Genomic DNA, 15,008 nt, shown 5'->3' on the forward strand with positions numbered 1-15,008 from the left:
GCGTCGGGGTGCGGGGGGGTGGGGGGGTGGGCGCTGGGTTGTGTGTGCGTGGCGTGCTTGCGTTTCCGGGCGCAAGCGTCGTGGGCGTCGGTCCTCTGTCCTACCACGGGCCCCCCCTATCGACAGATCGTTCCGGCCGAATGCGCTCTACGCTCTAGACATGACCGAAGTAGACAGTCCGCGCATTTCCCAACCGCGGATCCTGGTGCTCGGAGTGCAGCCGGGCACCCCGCCGTTCCGCATCGTGGAGATCGACGGCGAGGTGGTCGGTGCGGCGAGGACCATCATCGACGTGCTCGAAGTGGCCGCCGACTGGGGCATCACCATCCGGGACCTGGACGACCCGGACGTGGTCCGCTGGGTCGGCGGTGACAAGTTCACCTGGACCACACGCCGGATCTGACGCTCAGCCGACGGTCCACTTCTGGGCGGCGGTGCCGTTGCAGGTCCACAGCTGGAGCCGGGTGCCGTTGGCGGAGTTGGCCCCGGTCACGTCCATGCACTTGTTGGCCTGGATGTTCACGATGTCCTGTGCGCCGCTGACCGTCCATCTCTGGGCGCCGGAGCCATTGCAGTCCCACAGCTGGAGCCGGGTGCCGTCGGCGGTCCCGCCCCCCGTGGCGTCCAGGCACTTGCCGAGCGCCCGGATGGTGCCGTCCGACCCGACGGTCCAGCGCTGCGCGGTGCTGCCGTTGCAGTCGTAGAGCTGTACGGGGGTGCCGTTCGCGGAGTTGGCAGCCGCCACGTCGGCACACTTGCCGGCCAGGCCCCGCAGCGCCGAACCGGTGCCCGAGTCGCTGGTCGTCACCGACACATGGTCCACCACGAGCTGCTGCGGGAAGACCGTCGAGCCGTCCGGGTCGCCCGGCCAGTAGCCGCCCACCGCGAGGTTCAGGATCAGGAAGAACGGCTTGTTGAACACCCACTGGTTGCCGCCGAGGTCGGCCGGGGTGCGCCGCTGGTAGACGGTGCCGTCCACGGACCAGGTGATCGCGTCGGGCGCCCAGTCGACGGCGAAGGTGTGGAAGCCGTCGGCGAAGGCCTGGCCGCCCGGCAGCGAGTAGGCGGCGCCGATGCCGCCGGAGCCGGAGTAGCCGGGGCCGTGGAGCGTGCCGTGGATGGTGGAGGGCTCGAAGCCGACGTTCTCCATGATGTCGATCTCGCCCGAGTTGGGCCAGCCGACCTGGCCCAGGTCGTTGCCGAGCATCCAGAACGCGGGCCACATGCCCTGTCCGCGCGGCACCTTGAGGCGGGCCTCGACATGGCCGTACTGGGCGGTGAACTTCCCGGCGGTGTTCAGCCGGGCCGAGGTGTACTCGCACCGGCCGTACCAGCACTGGTAGTTGTTCGGGTTCTCACGGCGGGCGGTGATCACCAGCTGGCCCTGGCCGTTGAGGGCCGCGTTGGCGTTGCCCGCCGTGTAGTACTGGCGCTCGTGGTTGTTGACGTTGTCGCCGGTCTCGATCTGCCAGTTCGCACCGTTGACGGCGGCACCGGCCGGTCCGTCGAAGGTGTCGGAGAAGACCACGGCCTGGGCGCCGATCGGCGCCTCGGCCTGGGCCTGTGCGGGGGTGGTGGCGACGGCTGCCGAACCGACCATCACTGCGGACAGCGCGGCGAGCAGACATCTGCGGAGCAGTCGTGGAGTGGCCACGGCTCTCCCTTCCGTAGGCAGCCCGATGGGGCGGGAGTGCCTACCGATGTGGGGGATAGAGAGGTCGCCCTTGATTTAAGTAATGAAATAAGGGGTCGTCAAGACTCTGGTCCGGACCAGTGTTCGCATTTCAGTGTCCGCGTCCCCAGGTGTGAACGGCCCGGCCCAGTCGTCGGCCGAGCAGCAGATAACCGGCCAGCGCCCCCGCGCTGTTGAGAATGACGTCGTCGATGTCGAACGCCCGCCCGGTGATCATCGCGCCCTGGACCAGCTCCACCAGCAGCATCACGGTCGCGGTGAGCAGCAGGACGCGCAGCATCCCGCGCGCCTTCGGCGCCACCACCGGCACCAGCACCCCGAAGGGGACGCCGAGCAGCAGATTCCCGCCGATCTGCTTGGCCGCGTCCCGCAGTTCGGGCCGGTCCAGATACGCCATGAGTGAGCGGCCGGGGCGCAGATTGGTGTGGGTGAGCGCCTCCGAGGCGGGGGAGGGCTGAAGGGTGAGCCGGGCGAGCACGACCGCGAAGCCCACCATCAGCACGAACGCGCAGACGACGGTGAGCAGCCGCACCAGCAGCCGGAGATACCGTCGCGCCGAGCGCCCGGCACGACGGGCGGGCGATCGCTTGGCGTCATGGGCGGGCGTGCGCTGGGCGGCGCCGGACGCCTTCTGTCCCGTACCGCCGGGTGACGGGTTCGCCTTCTCGGCGCGGGCGCGGGCGCTGGCGCGGGTGCGGGTACCGGTGCGAATGCGTTGCGGGAGCCGGAGACGTGCGGCTGCGCGGGACATGCGGGGTTCCTCCAGTCGTCGACCGCCTGGCGCCGGGCGTACGGCGGTTCAGTCGCCGTACGTCACGCGTACCTCCTCGAAGCCGAGCGAGCGCAGCAGCCCTTGCAGCATCCCGGTGGTGTTGTCCTCGGCGCGGGCGGTGAGCCCGCTCTCCTTCGCCGCGTCGCCGATGTGCCGCACGGCGAGCTGCTGCACGGCCTGTTCGCTGTTGGGGTTGTCGGAGAAGAGGTCGCCGAGGCGGTCGAGGAGCCCGCGCTCCTTGGAGACGGCGTAGGAGCGGTCGGGGTCGAGGGCCGGGGTGCCGAGCGCGGCGTGCGGCAGCCGCAGCGTGGCCGATGTGCGGTCCTCGTCGACCGTGATGTCGTTCTCGCCGACCTTGCCGAGGTCGACGTAGGCGTCGACGGTGCCCGCGCCCACGTACAGGGTGCGGGTGCCGCGGATGGCGTCGGGCAGCAGTTTGGCGTCCTTCTCCAGGTCCACCACGACCTGGAAGTTGCCGGAGGCGGCGTCGTAGCGGCTCATGTCCTGGATGGACTGGAGCAGGGCCGGACCGGAGCGGTCCTGGGTCTCGGTGCCGAACACATCCTTGAGTCCGGGCAGCACACTCAGCCGGAGCCCGGCGAACAGCACGGCGAGCACCAGCACCACGACACTCGCCACCTTGGCCCAGCCAGGTATCCGGCTGGGCGTCCGGTCGGGCGTCCGGTCGGGGAGGCGTCCGAGGGAAGTCGACATGTCGATGGCCCTCCTTCCTTCCTCCCTTCCGGATGCCCACACAAGTCTCCCGGCATACCGACGGGTTGACGCCTTGGGCGCTTTGCCACCGAACGGGCGGTACGGGAGGGACCGGCTGCCGGGCGGGAGTACCGGGGAGCACCGGGGAGGACCGCGGAGGACCAGAGAGGACCGGGGCGGCGGAGGAACCGGGCGAGGCGGGGTCAGACCGAGCCGGACGCGGCTCCCGGACGTTCCAGCGCCGCCGCCAGGGTCGGCCGGGGCGGCAGCAGCCGGGACAGGCCGGTCACCCGCAGCACGCGCAGGGTCAGCGGGTGGACGCAGACCAGCTGAAGCCGGCCGTCACGGTCCAGGACCCGGGAGCGGGCCCGGTACAGCAGGCGCAGCCCGGAGCAGTCGAAGAACTCCACCCGGGTCAGGTCGAGGACGATGAGCGAGCCGGGGCGGGCGGTGACGGCGTCCAGGTGCGGGGCGATCTCCGCCGCCGCGGCGATGTCGATCTCGCCCCGGAACTCCACGATGGTGTGGCCGCGCACCCGGTGGACGAGCAGATGCCGGGTGAGCGGCGCGGGGTCCTGCTGCACGACGACATCGCCTCCTACCTGCTGAACCCGCGGGGCTCGGCCCAACACCGTTCTTTGCCCTGCAAGTTACCCTCGTTAGGAGGAATTTCAGCATGTTCGATTGACATATGTCGCCGAATTGAGAGCGAGTTCTCAGCTCTTGGTGGTGAAGTCCGCGCTCCCGGAGGTGAAGTCGACCGGTGCCGAGCGCTGCGCGGGCCGGGCGGGAGACGCTCACGCCCCACCGCGCGCCGGGGCGCGCCCACCCACCGCCGGCCGGCGGGACCGTCCCCATGGCCTACTCGACAACCCCCGTGCCACCACGCACACGCGTCACACCCCTCCCCGCTGACGGCACAAAGAGGCCCCGCCGCGACGGGGGAACGCGGCGGGGCCTGACAGTGGACTGCCCAGTGGAAACAGATTTATGCGCGCCCGGCGCGGAGAGTTCGCTTCCGCTCCCCGGGCCGCCCCACCCGCATCACCCGTCGGCAGGCTCCACCACGAACAGCGGAAGCACCCGGTCCGTCTTCAGCTGGTAGTCGGCGTACGGCGGGTACGCGGCGACCGCGCGCTCCCACCACTGCTCGCGCTCCGCGCCGGACAGCTCACGGGCGATCATGTCCCGCTTCCTGGGCCCGTCCTGAAGCTCGACCCGTGGGTCGGCCTTCAGGTTGTAGTACCAGACGGGGTGCTTCGGGGCGCCACCCAGCGACGCGACCACGACATAGCTCCCGTCGTGCTCCACCCGCATCAGCGGCGTCTTGCGGATCTTGCCGCTCTTCGCGCCCAGACTGGTGAGGATCACCACCGGCAGATCACCGCCGGGCTGATGGTTGCCCTCGGCCCCGCCGGTGCGCTCGTACAGCGCGACCTGATCCTCCACCCACTTCTGCGGACTCGGCTCGTACTCACCTTCCAGAGGCATGACTTTTCATCCCTTCCCGCTGCCGCGCGGCGTTCCGGCAGCGCACCTTTCGCTCCAACACCGGCCCGCACCCGATTCATCCGGTGCCCAGGGCCTTTCCGGCCGACCGTCATTACCTCGGACGTCATCGACCGCCCGAGGTCCGTCCGGCACAGTGGTGACCACCTCGAACCGATCAACCTCGATCAACATCGCACGACAACAGGGGAGCGGCCATGACCACGGCCATCGACACGACCACCCGCACCGTGGTGGCGGAACTGCTGCGCCGGATCGGCACCGGCGACCCGGAACACATCGCCGAGCTGTACGCCGAGACATCCGACTGGCGGCTGAGCTGGCCCGAGGACGAGCACGGACGCGCCGACACCCCCTGGATCCGCGAGCGCCGCACCCGCGCCGACACCGCCGCCCACTTCCGGGAGCTGGCCGCCCACCACGTCCCCGAAGCGGTCGACACCCGGGTCGAGCGGATCCTCGTGGACGGCGCCGACGCCGTGGTCCTCGGCGAGATCCGCCAGACCGCCGCCCCCACCGGCCGCGCCTACCGCGCCCGGTTCGCCCTCCATCTGACCGTCGAGGACGGCAAGGTCGTACGCCACCACGTGTACGAGGACAGCCTCGCCGTCGCCCGAGCCTTCACCCCGGCCGACGACGCCCGCTGAGCCCTGCCGGGCCACTACCCGGGCCTCCACCGAGCGACACCGAGCCCCCAGCCAGCCCCCATCCGCACCGCCCGGCCTCTACCCCCCAAGCACCCCCACCTGGACCTCCCCCAGCCGCCCCGGATCCGCGATCACCTCGTACGACGCGATCCGCTCCCCCGTCACCACCACCCGGAGTACGGACAGGAGCCGCCCGCCCGGAGCCACGACGATTCCGACCGTGCCGTCGACCAGGGCGACCGCCCCGGACCGGGCCCGCTCCCGGAGCAGCACCGTGCCCTCCGCCACCGCGCGGGCGCCGCGCAGCTCCACCGGCATGCCGGGCGGCAGCGCGGCCGGGTCGGCGCGGCGCACCACCTCGGGCGCGAGCACCGCGAGCAGCGCGGCCGTGTCACCGCCCCGCGCGGCGGCGAGGAACGCCTCGACGACCCGCCGGTGCCGGTCGAGTTCCGCGCCGGGCACCTCGGACGTGCCCCGCACCTTGTGCCGGGCCCGGCTGGCCAGCTTCTTCGCGGCCGGCAGCGAGCGGTCCACGATCGGGGCGATGTCCTCGAACGGCACCGCGAACAGATCGTGCAGCACGAACGCCACCCGCTCGGCCGGGTTCAGCCGCGCCAGCACCACCAGCAGCGCCAGCCCGACCGAGTCCGCCAGCACCGCCTCCTCCTCGGGCACGTTCCCGTCGTCCCCGCCGGGCTCCGGCGTGGGCGGCCCGTACGGCTCCGCCCGCCGGGCCGCCCGCGCCCGCAGCATGTCCAGGCACACCCGGGACACGACCGTCGTCAGCCAGCCCGCCAGATTGCCGATCCCCTCGGCGCCGGTCCGGCTCAGCCGCAGCCACGCCTCCTGGACCGCGTCGTCCGCCTCGTCCGGCGAGCCCAGCATCCGGTACGCGACCGCCCGCAACCTCCCGCGCTGCTCCTCGAACCGCCGCGCCAGCTCACCGGCTCCGCCGTCCTGGTCGTCGTGCATCGGTCACCTTTCCCTGTCGTGCCCCGTCACCCCTGTGACGAGCCCACGACCATCGAGGTGACCACAGATGACCATGACCCTGCTGCACATCGACGCCAGCGCTGACACGCCCGCCGACTCCGTGAGCCGACAGCTCACCGGGCGGTTCGTGACCGCCTGGCGGGCCCGGCACGGCGACCGGGTCCACCACCGTGACCTGGCGGTGGACCCGGTGCCGCCGCTGACCGCCGCCTACACCACGCTCGGCCGCCGCGTCGAGCGCGAGGGCCTCGTCCCGCCGGAGAAGGTGCCCGCGCTGATCGCGAACCCGGCCGAGGAGCGCGAGTGGGCCCACACCCGCCCGCTGATCGACGAACTCCGGGCCGCGCGGACGCTGCTGCTCGGCGTCCCGATGTACAACTTCTCGGTGCCCGCCGCCCTGAAGGCGTGGATCGACCGGATCACCTTCCCCGGCGCGTTCACCGACCCCGACTCCGGCGAGAGCCTGCTGGCCGGGACCCGCGTGGTGGCCGTGCTGGCCCGGGGCGGCGCCTACGGCCCCGGCACCCCGCGCGAGAGCTACGACTTCCAGACACCGTACCTGCGTGCCTACTTCGGCAATCTCGGCGTCACGGACCTGCATGTCGTGGCCGCCGAACTGACCCGCGTCGACGTCATACCGCAGCTCGCCGGGCTCGAAGAGCTGGCCGCCCGCTCGCTCGCCCAGGCGAAGGACGCGGTCACGGCGCTGGCCTGATCTCGGCCCAGCGGCAGCCGGGCCGCCTCCCGGGCGCGGGCGGCGGGCCCGGTGCCGCCCGCGATACCCGCCGTGACCATCGCGCTGTTCGCCAGCCCGAACAGCGCCCCCACCCGCTCGGCCTCGCCCCCCGCCCCGCCCGTACGCGTTGATCCACGCGCACCCCCGGAAGCCCTCCTCGGCGAGCCCCCCGTGCCAGCCCCGAGACCAACCGCACACCCCGCCCGTAGAACCCATGCTCTCCTGGTCCCATCCCCCACGAGGAGCAGCCCATGGACCGCCCGCCCCTGCCGCCCTTCACCCGCGAGACCGCCGCCCGGAAGGTCCAGGCCGCCGAGGACGCCTGGAACACCCGCGACCCGCACAAAGTCGCCCTCGCCTACTCCGAGTACTCCGTCTGGCGCAACCGCGACATCTTTCTCACCGGCCGCGCCGAGATCACCGCGTTCCTCACCGCCAAATGGGCGCGCGAGCACGACTACGCGCTGCGCAAGGACCTGTGGGCCTTCGACGGCAATCGCATCGCCGTGCGCTTCCAGTACGAGTGCCGGGACGCCGACGGCCGCTGGTGGCGCTCGTACGGCAACGAACTGTGGGAGTTCGACGCACACGGCCTGATGACCCGCCGCGAGGCCAGCATCAACGACGTCCCCATCGAGGAGCACGAGCGCCGTATCCACGGCCCCCGCCCGGCAGCCGAGCACGGGGCGTCCTTCCCGGTCCAGTAGGCCCGCGTTCACGGGTTCCGGCGTTCAGTAGGGTTCCCGCGTGAACCAGGTGAGCGAGACGGCCGGATGAGCGGGACGGGCGGGGTGAACGGGCCCGGGCCGAATGACGGGCCGGCCGGGATGAACGGGCCGGGCGGGAAGCCCTTCCTCTACGTCGTCGTCTGCGCCGCCGGGATCGCGGCCGACGTCGGTGAGCTGATCGGCGCCGCCCAGGCACGTGGCTGGGAGGTCGGGGTCATCGCCACGCCCGTGGCCCTGGCGGGCGGCTTCTTCGACACCGCCGCCGTCGAGGAGCGCACCGGCCGCCCGATCCGCTCCGCCTGGCGCAGCCCCGGCGATCCCCGCCCGTTCCCGCCGCCCGACGCGGTGGTGGTCGCCCCCGCCACCTTCAACACCGTCAACAAATGGGCGGCGGGCCTCGCCGACACCCTCGCCGTGGCCACCCTGTGCGAGGCGTACGGTCTCGGCGTCCCGATCGCCGTCCTGCCCTGCGTGGGCGCCGCCCTCGCCGCCCACCCCGCCTACCAGGACAGCCTGACCCGGCTGCGCGGCATGGGCGTGCGCTTCGGCGACCCCTACGCCGGCGACCCGGACCCGGCGGGTCGCCGCCCGGCGTTCGGGTGGGCGCTCGCCCTGGACCTGCTGGAGCGCCGGAGCCCTTCCTGAGCGCCGCGGGCCCCTCTCAGTGCGGGCCCCGGGGCGCGAACTCCGTCCCGCACGGGCCCGCCCCCTCGCTCTGCGGGAGCGGGACCCGTTCGCCGCGCAGGGTCAGGGTGCGGTAGTAGGCGCCGATGCGCTGGGTGGAGCGGCCCACGTAGTGGCCGATGAAGGAGCGGCGGAAGCGGTCGGCGGTGCGGTTCGGCTGGGAGCCGTGCACCAGGCTGCCGTTGAAGAACAGCACGTCACCCGGTGCCATGTCGACCGGTACCGGCGTCAGACCGGGCGGCGGCGGCACGTACTCCCGCGCGAAGGACAGCTCCTCGTCCGCCGTCTCGGGACAGAACAGGTCCATCCGATGGGTCCCCGGCACCACCTGGAGCCCGCCGTTGTCCTGGTCGATGACATCACAGGCCACCCACGCCGCCACACAGGTGCCCGGCTCGACCCGCAGATAGAAGTTGTCCTGGTGCAGCGCCTGCCCCCGGGCGCCCGGCGGCTTGAAGTAGAACATGCTCTGCGCGGCCAGCACCTCCTCGCCCAGCAGCACCTCCAGCACGGTCCGCAGCCGGGCGTCCAGCAGCATGTCCCGCGCGCGGGCGTTGATCTCGTGCGGCTGCATCACCCGCGGATACTCGGCCAGCGGATCGCCGGGCGCCCCCCGCCCCGGCTCGAAGTGCCCCGGTACCGGACCGGCCGCGTGCAGCGCCGCGAACTCCTCGCACAGCCGAGCGATCTCGGCGTACCCGAACAGACCCCGTACCACCAGGAAGCCGTCCTGGAAGCTGGCCAGCTCGGTTTGGGTCAGGATGGAGGTGTCGGCGGTGCCGTTGTCCGTGGCTGTCATGCTGCGCTCCCTCGGTCCGGCGTCCCTGCACACGTCACGCTAGGTCGGCGGACCGTACGGGAGGATGTCCATGAGCGCTGACGAATTGTCCGTGGCTGCCGCCCCGGGCAATCCCTCCCCGCCACCCGGCCTGGTGGTGGCCGGGCACTACGACCAGGGCCCCGGCTACACCGTCAGCCGGCCCGGCGGCGCCGACAGCTGGCTGTTCACCTGGACGACCGGCGGGCGCGGCCGGCTGCGCCAGGGCGGCACCGAGGTGCGCACCGGCCCCGGCGAGCTGGTGGCGCTCGCGCCGGGCGTCCGGCAGCTCTACAGCGTGGCCCCGCGCGCCCGCCACTGGCGGTTCTGGTGGGCGCACTGCCGCGCCCGCGCGTCCTGGCTGGGCTGGCTGCGCCCGTACGAGGCCGGGGACGGCGTCTATCTCGTGGCGCCGGTCGCGGCCGGACTGCACGGCCGGGTGGAGTCGGCGTTCCTGCGGCTGCTCGCCGACGCCCGCTGGAGCGGCGACCCCGCCGCCGCGCCCCGGCCACCCGGCGCCCTCCCGCCACCCGGCGCCCTCCGACCCGGCGGCCCCCGCCCGCACTGCGGCGAGACGGTCGCCGTCGCGCACGGCGCCCTGACCACCGAGCTGGCCCTGGGCGCGCTGGAGGAAGCGGTCCTGCTCGCCACCGGCACCGCCCGCGCCGCCCCCACCGCGCCCGGTATCGACGTCCGGCTGCTGCGCGCGCAGGCCGTCATCGCCGCCGACCCCGGCGCCGCGCACACCGTCGCCTCCCTGGCCGCCGCCGTCGCCCTCTCGCCCTCCCGGTTCGCCCACCTCTTCGCCCAGCAGCTCGGCGAGTCCCCGATGCGGGCCCTGCGCGAGACCCGGCTCCAGTACGCGGCCCGGCTGCTGGAGAGCAGCGATCTGGCCGTCGAACGGGTCGCCCTGACCTCGGGCTTCGCCAGCCCCTTCCACTTCAACCGGATCTTCCACCGCCGCTACGGCGTCCCCCCGGGCGCCTACCGGGCCGCCCACCGACCCCACCGGTGAATGCCCCGGACTTCCGCGTCAGCCGATAACAATTGACGTCGAATTCCCATGTCGACATAGCGCCGATTTCTTGTCGCTACGGCACTCGTGCAGAGGGTTCGGTGATGAATTGACGCGGGGTCAAATAGGTTCCCCCGTGCGGTAATGCCGGGCCGTTGGGAATGCGAGGACGTCTCTTGTTCCGTCTGGTGCCCTGTGCGAAAGTGTGCGCAGTTGGTGTGCGGACTGTGCGTTCGCCGCATGTCCTTTTGAGAGGAACGCAGCCGTGCTCGACGCAGGCTCGTCGAATTCCCCGGACCCCGTGCCCCACCTCGTCGGCGAACTGCTCGACCGGCACTGGGCAGCGGCCTTCGCCTACGCGCGTCTGTGCACCGACGGTTCCCGGGCCGCCGGAATACTCACCACGGCCGCGTTCACCAGGCTCTTCGGCCAATTGCCGGCGCGCGGCGCCCCGTCACCGCTGTGGCGCCAGCGGCTGCTGATCGCCGTACGCCGAATAGCGGCCGAGTGGGGCACCGACGACAGACGCGCGATGCTCGCCCCCGAACTGCGCGGCGACACCGACCGGCGCGGGCCGGTCCCCCTGCTGCCGTCCACCGAACGACGACTGATCGCGGTGGCGTTCCAGCGCCTTCCGGAGCCGGCCCGCGCTCTGCTCTGGCACACCGAGGTCGAGTCCGACCCGCTGTCGGTCCCGGCCGCCCTGCTCGACCTGGACGAGCCGGGCGCGGACCTGGAACTGCGCCGGGCCCGGGAACGGCTGCGCGCCGAATGCGTCCAGGCCCACCACGAACTCGCGCCCTCCCCGCGCTGCGGCCACTTCAGCCGGATGCTCGACGTCAGCTGCCTGCGCGGCGGCACCGGGATCGACCCCGACCTCGGCACCCACCTCGACGCCTGCCCGCACTGCCGGAACGCCGCCGACCAGCTCCGCCGGTTCCACACCGACCTCGGTACCGTCCTCGCCGAGGCGGTCCTCGGCTGGGGCGCCCGGCCCTACGTCGCCGCCCGCGCCGCCCGCGCCGCCCACCCGAGCGCCACCGGGCAGGTCCACGCCGACCTCCCGCCCCGCCCGGCGGACCCTCCCCTCGGCGCCGTGCCCTCCCCCCGGCACGCGCCCGCCGCCGAGTCCCTCACGGCCGTCCCCACTACGCGCCGCGCACCTCGCGCCCCGGCACCCAGGGTCGCCGCCCGCCGCGCCGCCGCCCGGCGCCGCAACCGGGCCGCCGCGCTCTTCACCGTCGGCGCGCTCGTCGCCCTCCCGCTCGGCCTGTGGGCCGCGAACGGCTCCGGCGAGGGCGTCCCCGTCGCCGCCGGGACCCCCGACACCGACCGGCCCGAACCCTCCGCCGACCCGTCCGGCTTCGAGAACGCCGCCGCACCCGAGAGCGATGTCCGCGGCCGGCTCCACAACGTCGCCTCCGGGCTCTGTCTCACCGTCGCGGACGGCGAGGTCGCCAAGGACGCCGGGACCGAACTCGCCCCCTGCGGCGACGACATGGCCCAGCAGTGGTCGTACGAGACCGACGGGTTGCTGCGCAGCGCCGCCGATCCCGGCCTGTGCGTGGACTCCCGCATCGGGCACTCCGTACGGCTCGCCGCCTGCACCGACGCCAAGGCCGTCCGCTACGACTTCAGCCGCCAGGGCGCCCTGATCCCGCGCTGGGACCAGGACCTCGCGCTCGCCCCCGCCGCCACGGACGGCTCGGGCACGCTCATGGTCAAACTGCGCGACGGCGGCCAGACCCAGCGCTGGGTCTTCGACACATCCCACCCCGATCTGCGGATGGCGGCCGTCAACCGGGACACCGTCGGCGGCCTGAACCGCCCACCCGAGACAACCACCCCCACCCCGACGCCTTCCCGGACCACCACCCCACCCCGGGCGGCCCCAGCGGCGACCACCTCGCCCCCGAGCGCCCAGCCGCCCACCGAGTACCCCTGCTACCCGCACCACTACTGCGACGGATTCGACGACGACCATGACGGGGGCGGCGAGGACGGCGGGGGCGGCGGAGGACGTGACGGAAACGGGCGCGGGGCCGGGGGTGGCGGGCGCGACGGCGAGGGCCGGGGCGGACGCTGAGCGCGGCCCCGGTGCGGGGGGACGGCGTGGCCGGTCCGGCTCAGGGTTCGTCGAGGAGGGCCAGTTCCGCCCAGATCGTCTTGCCCTCGGGGGTGTGGCGGCTGCCCCAGCGCTGGGTGAGCTGGGCGACCAGGAGCAGGCCACGGCCGCCCTCGTCCCAGGTGCGGGCGCGGCGCAGGTGCGGCGCGGTGTGGCTGGTGTCGGAGACCTCGCAGATCAGGGTGTCCGTGTCATGGATGAGCCGGAGCCGGATCGGGTGGGAGCCGTAGCGGATGGCGTTGGTGACCAGCTCGCTCACCACCAGTTCGGTGGTGAAGGACGCCTCCTCCAGGTCCCACGTGCCCAGTTGCCGCACGACCTGCTTGCGGATCGGGGCCACCAGCGCGGGGTCGGCCGGGATGTCCCAGGTGGCGACCCGGGCCGGGGCCAGGCCCCGGGTGCGGGCCAGCAGCAGGGCCACGTCGTCGTAGGAGCCGCCCGGCGGCAGCAGGGTGTGCAGGACGTGGTCGCAGATCTCGTCCAGCGAACCGCCCGTGTCGGCGAGCGCCCGGCGCAGCAGCCGCAGCCCCTCCGCGTGGGGGCGGCCCTTGGACTCCAGCAGCCCGTCCGTGTAGAACGCCAGCACACTGCCCTCGGCGAGATACAGCTCCGCGTTCTCGAACGGCAGCCCGTTCACCCCGAGCGCCGGACCCTCCGGCACCTCCACCTCCTTGGGCTCCCCGCCGGGCGGCATCAGCAGCGGCGCCGGATGCCCCGCGCTGGCCATGGTGCAGCGCCGCGACACCGGGTCGTACACCGCGTACAGACAACTGGCCCCCACCTCCCCCGGGTTGGCCTCGCCGCCCGACTCCTCCGACAGCCGCAGCACCAGATCGTCCAGGTGGGTGAGCAGCTCGTCCGGCGCGAGATCGATGTCGGCGAGAGTGCGTACGGCGGTACGCAGCCGGCCCATCGTGGCCGACGCGCTGATGCCCCGCCCGATCACATCCCCGACCACCATGGCGACCCGCAGCCCGGACAGCGGGATGACGTCGAACCAGTCGCCGCCGACCCCGGCCCGCGCGGCCGGCAGATAGCGCGAGGCCGCGTCGACGGCGGCCGTGTGGGGCAGATTGCGCGGCAGCAGACTGCGCTGGAGGGCCAGGGCGGTGTGCCGCTCACGCGCGTAGCGGCGGGCGTTGTCCAGACAGACCGCGGCCCGCGCGGTCAGATCCTCGGCGAGCAGGACATCGTCCTCGGTGAACGGGTCGGGGCGTCGAAAACGGGTGAAGACGGCCACGCCGAGAGTGATGCCCCGGGCCCGGACCGGCACCGACATCGTGGCGTGCACCCCGATCCGCCGTACGCGCTCGCTGCGCAGCTCCGCGGTGGCGAGCCAGGGATCCAGATCGCCCGCCGCGACCGAGGCGATGACCGTATGACCGGCCGTCAGTGAGGAGGCGTGCGGGGAGGCTGCCGGATAGCGGTCGATCTCGCCCGGCTTGACCGTGGCCTCGGGGGTGCCCGGGGTGATCGACCGGTGGGCGGCGCGGCGCAGATCGAGCGGGGCGGTCAGCCGGAGCGGGGGCTCACCTCCGTAGTCCTCCGGGTCCAGCAGATCGACGCTGACGAAATCGGCGAGCACGGGGACACAGAAGTCCGCCAGCTCCTGCGCCGTGCGGGTGAGGTCGAGGGTGGAGCCGATCCGTACGCTCGCCTCGTTGAGGAGTTGCAGACGGTCGCGGGCGAAGTGGTTCTCGGTGACGTCGTGCGCCGCCAGGCACACGCCCCGCACCCGGCCCCGGGCGTCGGTGACCGGCGCGATTCGGGTGAGCCAGGCCCGCGCCCGGTCGGTGCCGCCGGTGCGCATCCACATCTCGACGTCCAGGGACTCGCCGGTGGTGAGTGCCTCAAGCAACCTCCGCTCCAGGTCCTCGGTCTCCGGGGTCCCGCCGACCTCGGAGGGCCGCAGGCCCCGGATGCGCTCGGCGGGCAGGCCGATGATCTTGGCCATGGCGTCATTGAGGTTGTGCACCCGCAACTGCTCGTCGCAGATGGCGACGGCACAGGGCGACTGGGTGAGCACGGCCGTGTCCAGCGGGTCGTCCGGGTCACGGGGGCCGGTGTCCGCCAGGGGCGTGACCACCAGATAGTGGACGGGGCCGCCCTCCGGGGGCCGACGGCGGTGGGCGAGCAGCCACACCGGGAGCGTACGGCCGTCACGGTGGCGCAAAGTGAGCGTTCCGTGCCAGCGCGCGGTCTTCGGGGCCGGGGGAGGGCCGTCCAGCAATGCCGCGGCCGGACGGCCCACGACCTCGGCGGCGGTCCAGCCCAGCAGCCTGCGGGCCCCTTCGTTCCACTCCACCAGATCGCCGTGGGCGTCGATGACAGCCCGCGCCGTCGCGGCATCGTCGAACGGATTGTCCGGGCTCATCGTCGCCACTCCTACGCGCACACTCACGGTGAACAGGTGCGTCACTTGAGTTCCAGCGTAGTGCGTTCCGTCGCATCCCGAGCGGCAAGCTTCAAGGCCCGCCGACCGGAATTCGCCGACAGGTCAAGGAGGGGAACCAGCCGATCCGGTGTACGAGGTACGGCCGTACACCGGAAATCGGCCCGATCCGAAATGACGTAC

At 72.9% G+C, this 15,008-nt stretch carries 15 protein-coding genes; 7 read left to right on the forward strand and 8 right to left on the reverse strand.

What is annotated here, in order from left to right; all coding sequences use genetic code 11:
• Window positions 1–160 precede the first annotated feature (160 nt).
• Window positions 161–403, forward strand: coding sequence for a hypothetical protein (locus ACFXAZ_RS15430; protein WP_384590127.1), 243 nt, complete (start codon window positions 161–163; stop codon window positions 401–403).
• Window positions 404–406: 3 nt separating this feature from the next.
• Here ACFXAZ_RS15430 and ACFXAZ_RS15435 read toward each other — a convergent pair whose 3' ends face one another.
• The 5 genes from ACFXAZ_RS15435 to ACFXAZ_RS15455 all read right to left on the reverse strand — a co-directional run bounded on the left by ACFXAZ_RS15435 (window position 407) and on the right by ACFXAZ_RS15455 (window position 4,670).
• Complete coding sequence (locus ACFXAZ_RS15435; RefSeq protein ID WP_384590130.1) at window positions 407–1,654, reverse strand: RICIN domain-containing protein; 1,248 nt, start codon at window positions 1,652–1,654, stop codon at window positions 407–409.
• A gap of 130 nt (window positions 1,655–1,784) precedes the next feature.
• Complete coding sequence (locus ACFXAZ_RS15440; protein ID WP_384590133.1) at window positions 1,785–2,444, reverse strand: VanZ family protein; 660 nt, start codon at window positions 2,442–2,444, stop codon at window positions 1,785–1,787.
• A 48-nt stretch (window positions 2,445–2,492) separates the two neighbouring features.
• Entirely contained in the window at window positions 2,493–3,179 is a 687-nt protein-coding gene (locus ACFXAZ_RS15445; RefSeq protein ID WP_384590136.1) for a DUF4230 domain-containing protein, read from the reverse strand.
• 203 nt (window positions 3,180–3,382) lie between these two features.
• On the reverse strand, window positions 3,383–3,763 hold the full coding sequence (locus tag ACFXAZ_RS15450) for an anti-sigma factor antagonist (RefSeq protein WP_384590139.1): 381 nt from the start codon (window positions 3,761–3,763) through the stop codon (window positions 3,383–3,385).
• Between the two features lie 460 nt (window positions 3,764–4,223).
• A complete protein-coding gene (locus tag ACFXAZ_RS15455) occupies window positions 4,224–4,670 on the reverse strand; it encodes a nitroreductase family deazaflavin-dependent oxidoreductase (protein WP_384590142.1) in 447 nt (148 codons plus the stop codon).
• Window positions 4,671–4,885: 215 nt separating this feature from the next.
• Here ACFXAZ_RS15455 and ACFXAZ_RS15460 point away from each other — a divergent pair, with 215 nt between their 5' ends.
• Window positions 4,886–5,335 (forward strand): nuclear transport factor 2 family protein, encoded by a 450-nt coding sequence (locus ACFXAZ_RS15460; RefSeq protein ID WP_384590145.1) that lies wholly within the window; start codon window positions 4,886–4,888, stop codon window positions 5,333–5,335.
• Between the two features lie 78 nt (window positions 5,336–5,413).
• On the opposite strand, the gene ACFXAZ_RS15465 is transcribed toward ACFXAZ_RS15460, so the two are convergent.
• On the reverse strand, window positions 5,414–6,307 hold the full coding sequence (locus ACFXAZ_RS15465) for a sigma-70 family RNA polymerase sigma factor (protein WP_384590148.1): 894 nt from the start codon (window positions 6,305–6,307) through the stop codon (window positions 5,414–5,416).
• A gap of 73 nt (window positions 6,308–6,380) precedes the next feature.
• On the opposite strand from ACFXAZ_RS15465, the gene ACFXAZ_RS15470 reads away from it, so the two are divergent.
• The 3 genes from ACFXAZ_RS15470 to ACFXAZ_RS15480 all read left to right on the forward strand — a co-directional run bounded on the left by ACFXAZ_RS15470 (window position 6,381) and on the right by ACFXAZ_RS15480 (window position 8,437).
• The gene (locus ACFXAZ_RS15470) at window positions 6,381–7,043 is read left to right on the forward strand and encodes an FMN-dependent NADH-azoreductase (RefSeq protein ID WP_384590354.1); all 663 of its coding nucleotides are present in this window, start codon (window positions 6,381–6,383) and stop codon (window positions 7,041–7,043) included.
• 272 nt (window positions 7,044–7,315) lie between these two features.
• Entirely contained in the window at window positions 7,316–7,771 is a 456-nt protein-coding gene (locus ACFXAZ_RS15475) for a DUF1348 family protein (RefSeq protein ID WP_384590151.1), read from the forward strand.
• 120 nt (window positions 7,772–7,891) lie between these two features.
• Window positions 7,892–8,437 (forward strand): flavoprotein, encoded by a 546-nt coding sequence (locus ACFXAZ_RS15480; protein ID WP_384590154.1) that lies wholly within the window; start codon window positions 7,892–7,894, stop codon window positions 8,435–8,437.
• Window positions 8,438–8,453: 16 nt separating this feature from the next.
• Here ACFXAZ_RS15480 and ACFXAZ_RS15485 read toward each other — a convergent pair whose 3' ends face one another.
• Complete coding sequence (locus ACFXAZ_RS15485) at window positions 8,454–9,275, reverse strand: phytanoyl-CoA dioxygenase family protein (protein ID WP_384590157.1); 822 nt, start codon at window positions 9,273–9,275, stop codon at window positions 8,454–8,456.
• Window positions 9,276–9,345: 70 nt separating this feature from the next.
• Between ACFXAZ_RS15485 and ACFXAZ_RS15490 the strand changes: the two genes are divergently transcribed.
• Window positions 9,346–10,308, forward strand: a complete 963-nt coding sequence (locus ACFXAZ_RS15490; RefSeq protein WP_384590160.1) for a helix-turn-helix transcriptional regulator — start codon at window positions 9,346–9,348, stop codon at window positions 10,306–10,308.
• A 265-nt stretch (window positions 10,309–10,573) separates the two neighbouring features.
• Complete coding sequence (locus ACFXAZ_RS15495; protein WP_384590163.1) at window positions 10,574–12,394, forward strand: ricin-type beta-trefoil lectin domain protein; 1,821 nt, start codon at window positions 10,574–10,576, stop codon at window positions 12,392–12,394.
• A gap of 40 nt (window positions 12,395–12,434) precedes the next feature.
• On the opposite strand, the gene ACFXAZ_RS15500 is transcribed toward ACFXAZ_RS15495, so the two are convergent.
• The gene (locus ACFXAZ_RS15500) at window positions 12,435–14,807 is read right to left on the reverse strand and encodes a SpoIIE family protein phosphatase (protein WP_384590166.1); all 2,373 of its coding nucleotides are present in this window, start codon (window positions 14,805–14,807) and stop codon (window positions 12,435–12,437) included.
• Window positions 14,808–15,008: the final 201 nt, after the last annotated feature.

The organism is Streptomyces sp. NPDC059477 (genome assembly GCF_042749375.1).
In the GTDB taxonomy this organism is placed as follows: Bacteria; Actinomycetota; Actinomycetes; order Streptomycetales; family Streptomycetaceae; genus Streptomyces.